General features: G+C 65.6%; 3 protein-coding genes. All 3 read right to left on the bottom strand.

What is annotated here, in order from left to right; translation table 11 throughout:
• Positions 1-19: 19 nt before the first annotated feature.
• On the bottom strand, positions 20-3760 hold the full coding sequence (locus PCE31106_RS18985) for a tetratricopeptide repeat protein (protein WP_150564357.1): 3741 nt from the start codon (positions 3758-3760) through the stop codon (positions 20-22).
• Positions 3761-3797: 37 nt separating this feature from the next.
• Positions 3798-6611 carry a bifunctional glycoside hydrolase/polysaccharide deacetylase family protein gene (locus tag PCE31106_RS18980; RefSeq protein ID WP_150564356.1) on the bottom strand — a complete coding sequence of 938 codons (2814 nt, stop codon included), beginning with the start codon at positions 6609-6611 and terminating at the stop codon, positions 3798-3800.
• 568 nt (positions 6612-7179) lie between these two features.
• Positions 7180-7452 (bottom strand): hypothetical protein, encoded by a 273-nt coding sequence (locus tag PCE31106_RS18975; protein WP_150564355.1) that lies wholly within the window; start codon positions 7450-7452, stop codon positions 7180-7182.
• Positions 7453-7531 lie beyond the last annotated feature (79 nt).

The following is a 7531-nucleotide window of genomic DNA, read 5'->3' as shown; positions in this document are numbered from 1 at the left end:
AACGCTTCTTCGCACCCGTTTACAACCCCCATTCATAACCCATTGTGTGTAAACAATTTTTCGTGCGATTGCCCTGGAGGTACGCGCGGTCCTGCGCATGAAAACGGTCGTACTCGGCGTTCGCCTGGCCGTACCAGCGACCATCGCCGGCCCACAGCATCTGCACACTGCCGAAGTCGCGCGTTCCGGCGACCTGCGTGTTCGGCGCAATGTCGGTGAACTGGTTATAGCCCGCCTGGAATGTCGTGGTCAGTGGCGTATTGCGGTTGAATGCGGCCGACGCAAGTCCGGTGAAGAAGCTGTTCAACTCGCTGCGATGCCCGACCGTCAACGCCAGATCCCGCTCCACGGTGCGATCGCGCACGGTGAAGTTGAAGATCCGGTCATGCGCCGGCACCCAGGCAAGCTGCGACGTGTCGATGGTTCGCTGATTGCGCTGGATCGCCTCGACCGTCACACCGATGCGGCTGGTGAGGTTGAGACTGCCGATCAGCGAACTCTCCAGATAGCTCAGCGGCGCCTGGCGCGAATAAAAGAGATCGAAGCCCGCATTCGATCGATCGCGCAGGATCGTGTCCGTGAATGTCGTGTGCACGGCGTCGTTGTTCGGTGCGCCGTCGGCCGCACGCCATGCGAGCGTCTCGGCCTGGGTCGAGCGTCCGAGCCGTTCGTTCGCATCGACCTCGCTTTCGATCGGCATGCGACCTTGCCGGCGGTCGAGCAGTTGCGCCATCTTGTCGCGGTCGTTGTTCTCGAGCGCGAGGGCAATCTCCGCATCGGCGGGGCGCAGCAGACGATTCGCGTATTCGCGCGCCAGCCAGGCACGGGCCAGATCGAAGTGTTCGCCGGACAGCGCCCACGCCAGTCCGACGTCGCGCGTGGTCGCGCTGATCACCGCCTGTCGCGAGAGCAACCCGGGGTCGCGCGTCGCCGGCGAGTCGGTCGCGTCGCCGGCGGGTTTGAGCGGCGCCAGCTCGGCCGATTCGCCCAGCAGCGAGTCGCCGACCTTGGCGCTGTCGGCCGAACGACGGTCATCGCGCAGCAGATTTGCCAACAACTGGCGCGACGTGTCGCCATTCGAGAACACTTGCGCGAGCGTGACACGCGCGGCTTGCGCTTCGAGCACGCCGTCGTTATCCGAGGTCTGCGCCGCAAGGCGTTGCACCACCGCGCCCGGCCGCCGGCGCGGGGCGATGCGCAGTTGTCCGGTCTGGGCACGCGTTTGCAGATCGCGCCAGGCGCCGCGACGAATGCGCCACGCGGTATGGGCATCGCCGGCCGCCTCTTCGGCGTCGGCGAGCGAGAGCATCCACAGCGGGTCGTCGTCCGAGAGCGACGCCTGTTGGCGCAAGTACGTCAACGCCTCACGCGCATTGCCCAGGCGTAGCAGACCGGCCCCGTACGCCCCCCAGTATTCGGCGTTTCCGGCCACGAGCGGACGATAGTCATGCAGCGCCATGCCGAGCGCGTCGTCGCTGCCATAGTCGACCAGCGCCCACAGGTAGGCAACCCGCACTTCGTCACCCGCATTGTCCAGGCGGGATGCCGCGCGCAGATCGGCCAGCGCCGCGTCCCAACGCTGAATCTGCTGATAATAGGTCGCGCGGGTGGAGAGCAGTTCGCTCGACTTGGCGAAGCGATCGCGCTGCTCGGCGTCAAGACCGTCGAGCAGGGCCTGCACCCGATCATAGGCGCGCGCCGTCGTGTAGAAGTAGATGGCCGACTGGAGCGCAATATCCGAATCGTTCTGCCGGAATTCCGCTTCGGCCGTACGGCCGGCATCGAGCGGATACCCCTGATAGAAGTAGGTCATCGCATTGAGGTCGAGCGCCTCGGCCTTGCCCGTGCGCAACAGGCGCGGATACGCGTAGTTGGCGTCTTCGTCGCTTTGCGCCAGGCGTGCCACTTCGGCGTACGTGCGCCAGTAGCGCGCGTCGTCCGGCAGCGTTCCGGCGATGTCGCGCACCCTGCGCAGCTCGGCCAGCGCCGGCTTCACCTGGCCCTTTTGATACATCAGGCTGGCAATGCGCAGCGCATAGGCCGGCGACGGACCGAATTCCTTTTGCAGCGTCTCGAACGTCGCCAGCGCCTCGGCGTCCTGCCCAACGCGCTGGGCAACGTCGCCCTCGCGCTCCAGCAGCCCGCGGCGCTGATTGCCCACCGCATGGCGCTTGAGATATGCCAGCGCCTCGTCGGGGCGGCCGAGACGTTCGTAGGTATTGACGATATCGTCCTTGAGCTTGAGATCGCTCGGCTGGCGCTCGGCCTCGAAGATCTGTGCCGCGAGATAGGCCTGATCGTCATTGAGCTGCGGCGCGAGCTGATAGACGTTCTGCCACGCTTCGGCGTTGCCCGTGGCGTCGGCGTACTTGCGCCAATAGGTGAGCGCGACCGAGGGATGCCCGTTCCATTGCGCGACCTGCGCGAGACGGCGCGTCCAGACGAGTGGATCGAGCTTGCGTTGCAGCGCCTGCTGCGCGAGCTTTTCGGCGTCGTCGAGCTGACGCGCTTCGACAAACGCCTTGAAGGCCACGTCGTAATCGTTCGCCGTCACGCTGTTTGCATTGGCACCGCTCGCAGCCGACGTCGCGGCTGCCGTACCGGCTTGCCAATCGAATTTCCCAGGGGCGTCCGGCCTGGACGTCTTGTCCGCGTTCGCCGCCTTCGTCGCTTTGGTGGATGCGTCCGATGCGGCATCCGCCGCACTCGCGCCACGGGCCAAGCCCACATCGGCGACACGAACGATGCGATACGCGTCCATGCGCTCGCGTGCGCGTACGCCTTCCGGGCCATCGAGATAGCGCAGATGCGCACGACCGGCGCCGTCGAGCCCGCGGCCGTCGGCGGTCACCCCCGGCAACCAGCCGGCGAGCTGCACATGCGCCCCGCGCGACGGCGGCACCAGGCTCGACAGTTGCGTGAGTGCCCGCGCGTATTTCGTCATCAGGTCCGGGCGACCCGCCTGACGAGCGACATCGAGCAGATATCGCAGGGTTACCGGATCGTTGGCCAGGTCACCCACGCGTTTCTCGCCTTCCGCGCATGCGCGCGAAATCTGGTTCGCCGACACGAGTACGCGGATGCCCGCGAGGAACAGGCGCCGGCGATCGTCGCGCGTGGTCGCCGCGTCTTGCGCGGCGAAATAGGCATTGGCGGCATCGTCATACGCGGCGTGAGCGAAGGCGGCGTCCGCCAGCTTCTCCTGCCATTGCGCGGCGTTCTTGGCATCGGCGGCCGCCAGCAGGCGGTAGTCGCGCAGCATCAAATTCTGGGCACCTGCCAGCCGGGCCTTTTCCGCCAGCATGCGCAGCGTCGGCACGTCCCACTGGTACTGCGACGTTGCGTCGAGCAGTTCCACGTATCGCGCCATGCGCTCGGCGCGACGCGGATCGTCGGCGGGCACTTCGTACGCCCGCTGCTCCGTGGCCGCCAGCGCGAGCAGAATGCCGCGACGGCGGTCTGGCTCGTCGGACATGCCGCGCAGCGTCTTCGCGACACCCATCGCGTCGTCCCAACGGCCCAGCCCCAGATATTGTTGGCCGAGCAGATCGAGATAACGGGGCGCGCCGGGTTCAATGCGCAGCCACGCTTCGAGATAGGCCACCGACAGTTCGCTCGGCGGTTGCGCGGCGAGCGCGCGCGTCTGGTCGTCGTCGCTCGGGTGAGCCGCGGCAAGCGCGAGCACGATGCCTGCGCCGATCGCGACCGTCAGCCACGGCGCGCTCAGCCGTTCGCGCCTGTCGAACGGTTTTCCAGTCACTGAGTCGGCAATCCTGTCGGGATCGGGGCGAGCGGCGTCAGTCACAGTCGACCCCCACGGTATGCATGACGACCGGCTTCTCGGCAACGCCGGAGACCTCGGCGCGAAGGCGACCCGCGCCATCGGCACGCCCCTTGGCCACACCGTCGACGCTGATGCGACAACCGGCGGCATTGGCCACGCTCACGAACGGCTTGTAGTAGCCGCCAAAGCGGAACGACAGGTTGCGCCCGGTGCGCTGGAAGTCGCGGATGAACCCGGCGGCTTCGTCGATGTGCGGTGTGCGCTCAGCGCCCTTCGGGGCGATCGAGAACTCAGCGGTGTCGCCCCCCATGTGGATGTACAGCCCGCCCGGCCCCGGCAGATAGCCCGCGACGTCATCGGACGTCCCCGTGACCGGCACACCCGCGCCCGGCCAGCGCATTTCGCGCAAATCGGCACCGCTGCGCACGCGCCAGCGCGTGGTGCCGTCGGCGGCCACCTCGCGCGCCACGGCCACGCGACGCCAGTCCAGCACGCGGCGGATGTATTCCGTGGTGAAGATCGGGAACACGGGCTGCTTGAGCACCGCGTTATAGACCTCCTTGAGCGCATTGAGCGATGCGACCTTCGTGCCCGAGTACATGTGGTAGTAAAGGTTCACTGCCTTGAAGCGAATCGGCTTGTCGGTCATGGCGAACGTTTCGAGCACGCGCGTGTAGCCGTAGTAGGGCCCGAGCCAGTCGTTCGTGTAGACGTTTTCGTCCATCACGGCGGCATACACCTGGAACTCGGTCGGCAGGCTGCCCTTTTCTACGCCGTACGGTGCGATGTTGGTCCAGCTGTTGTTCGTCTTCGTGATGATCGTGTCGCCGCCGTTGATCGACAGCACGCCCGCGGCCCATGCCTTGCGAATCGCAATCGCGGGGGCCTGCGCATCGCCCGGCCATTGCAGCACCACGACCTTCTTGCCCGGGGGCGCAAGACGCCCGTTGATATAGTCGATCGACCCCTGGATCTCGCGATCGAGGTTGAACTTGTAGTTGGGGATGTCGAGCGAGAAGGCATCGTCTCCGCCCCACTCCTTGTTCGCCTTGCCAGTGATACGCTCGCCGGTGGTCTGGTTGATCTGCTCCAGATTAAACGGGTGCGAGAAGGTGTGCGTGCCGATCTCGACGTTCGGCAGTGCGAACATCTTGCGAGCAATCTCTTCGAGACGCGGCGAAATCTTCGGATACAGCCCCTTTGCGCCGACCTCGCCCTCGATCACCGACAGCGTCGTGGGCACAGGGTACTTCGTGTAGATCTGTTCATACAGCGCCATCGAACCGTAGTCGACGCCCGGGAATTCCGCGCGCGAGGCAAAGCCGTCGCCGTCGACGTGCACGAACATCAGTCGGCGGCCGTTCTCGGTGGTCACGTCGGGCACCGGCATCTGCGGCAGCGCCAACGCCTGGCGCAGGAAATCGATCGGCTGAATCGCCCAGCGCTCCTGCCCAATGCCGGCCAGCGACGTCACCCCATAGGGGTTGAGCGTATAGCCGCCCCACGGCAACATGCCGGCCATGTCGTAGGTGTAGGTGCCCGCTTGCAGGCGCAGCAGCGGCTGGCCGGTCGGTCCCACGCGCACGCCGAGGGCGTCGCGCACGTCGGGCGTCGGCATGATCTCGAAGCCCATCATCGGCGCCTTGCTCACCACGCTCGGCACCACCGAGCCGGGCACGGTGCCCGCCACGCGCTCGAGGCCCAACACCTGAGCCGTCTGCTGATCGATCGGGAAACCGAACTGTCCGATCACCGCCACGCGCATGCCGTCATGAATGCGGGCCAGCAGCCAGCGTCGCCACGCGCCGGCATTGTTCACATTGCGATCGATGGATACGACGATGCCCGCATAGCGGTCGGTACGTACATTGGCCGGCATCGGGCCCTTGTTCACGTCGACATACTGCACGTCGTAACCGAGGTAGTTCAGCGGCATGGAAATATCGCGCGCGCCGGTCGTCAGGTCGATCGGTTCGCCGTCGCCCGGCGCCTGCACCATCAGCACTTTGCGCGGCATCACTTCGATGCGGCCGACACCGACCGTCTCAACGTCCGGATCGGTGACGAACGCACGCACGCCCGTCTGGTTGAGCGTGCGCGCCGTATCGCGACGGCAGGCCACATCCGCGCTCGCGCAGTAGTCCATCGCAAACGTCGGCAGATGAGATTGCTCGCGCAACGCTTTGAGCTGGTCGAGCGCGGACTGTCGCGCGTCGGCCGGTGTGTCGACGAAAATCATCGCCCGAGCGTCGTATCGATGCAACAACCCGTCGGCCAGCACACCGGCAAGCGCTGGGGCCAGCGACGACGCCAGGCTCAAGTGGTTTCGCAGTACGAGACGCGCATCGGCATAACGGGCGCGCACGGCTTTCACGCGCGCGGCGATGCGCGCGTCGCTATCGGCATCAGCCACGAGCGGCGCGCCGTCGTCGATCAGGAAATTACGATAGCCTTTCGCCCAGAGCGGCGCGACGCGCGCGTCGACGAACGCCTCTGGCGTTTGCACGGTGTCGCGAGCGTCCAGGCGGGCGAACCAGGTGGTATGCGGGGTGAGCGATGCGTCGGGCGCCGAAGTTTGTGTCGGGTCGATGACGACCCAATCGAAGGACTGCAGCGCGTCGACCGGCAGGTCGCGACCGTAATAGAGCGCGATGTCGGGCACGGCGGACGACAACGGCGCCATGGCCGCTGGGGCGGGCATTGTCGGCGTTGCCGATGGCGCTGCGGCCAGGGCCATGCCGGCCGGGATCATCGTCGTGAGCATGACGAACGACCGCAGCGAACCGGTGACCATGCCGCGCGTGCGGCGCAACCAACGGCCGAACACATTACGACTTCCCCGATTCCCCAAAACGCCGCGGAAATTCCGTGTCTCCGCCGCGAATGCTTGTCCCTTCGATGCCATTAGCGTGTGTGCAATCAATGATTTGCGTTCGACCGTATCACGCGTCGCACGCACTGATCAATCTTCGGAGTCTCCCCGCCGGACGGCAAAGCCGTCAAACGGGAAAGTTCGTGGTGGTACGTTGGCCGCAGTTCCCCCCCCGGGGCGGTGACCGATGTCGCACGTACGCGTCAATAGCGCAATCTACGACGGGATGATGTCTGATACCTGCGCTCAAGCACGATGCCAGGGATTCGAGCCTGGACGATCGCGCGGCTTGAATTGAGCGACGGATTTCCAGATGACCCGATTCGTCCTTCCCGCGAAGGACTGTGCGCATGCCGATTGTGGCATTTGGGCTGCCCAGCGCCGCAAAATTCGATGTCATCTCACAACAGCTGCAAACTTTAAAGGGCAACCGTCCCATCAGCGTCCCCCAGACAGTTATGGGAGGGTTGACGAAATTGAACGCATGGGCATCGCGTTCGTCCGCAACCGCTGCCATCGTCGATCAGCCGTATTGGGTAAGGGTTTGCCGTGCGCTCACATGGGAGCCGGCACCGCGCCCGGCCTCACCCGCCGCGTCCACCATGCTGAAGATCCGGCGGGTCGGACCGTCGGACGAGGCAGCCAACTCCCGCGCCACGCGCCAGAACGTCTCCCAAAACGCCAGCGCCGCGCCTTGCAGCGGTTCATAACGACGTGTGACGAGACAAGTTGCACTTTCGTCGGTAATGGCTTCGAAATCAAGTACGACGAAACGGTCGCGCATGTCCGGCGACATAGTTCAGAAGCCGGTAGGACGGCCCTGCCCGAGGCGGGGAGTCGCCGTTGGCGACGACGTTGCATCATCGGCTGGCCTG

Origin of the sequence: Pandoraea cepalis (genome assembly GCF_902459665.1) — a bacterium.
Classification (GTDB): Bacteria; Pseudomonadota; Gammaproteobacteria; order Burkholderiales; family Burkholderiaceae; genus Pandoraea; species Pandoraea cepalis.
Note: the sequence above shows the minus strand (reverse complement) of the source record. Positions and strands in the feature narration are given on the sequence as shown.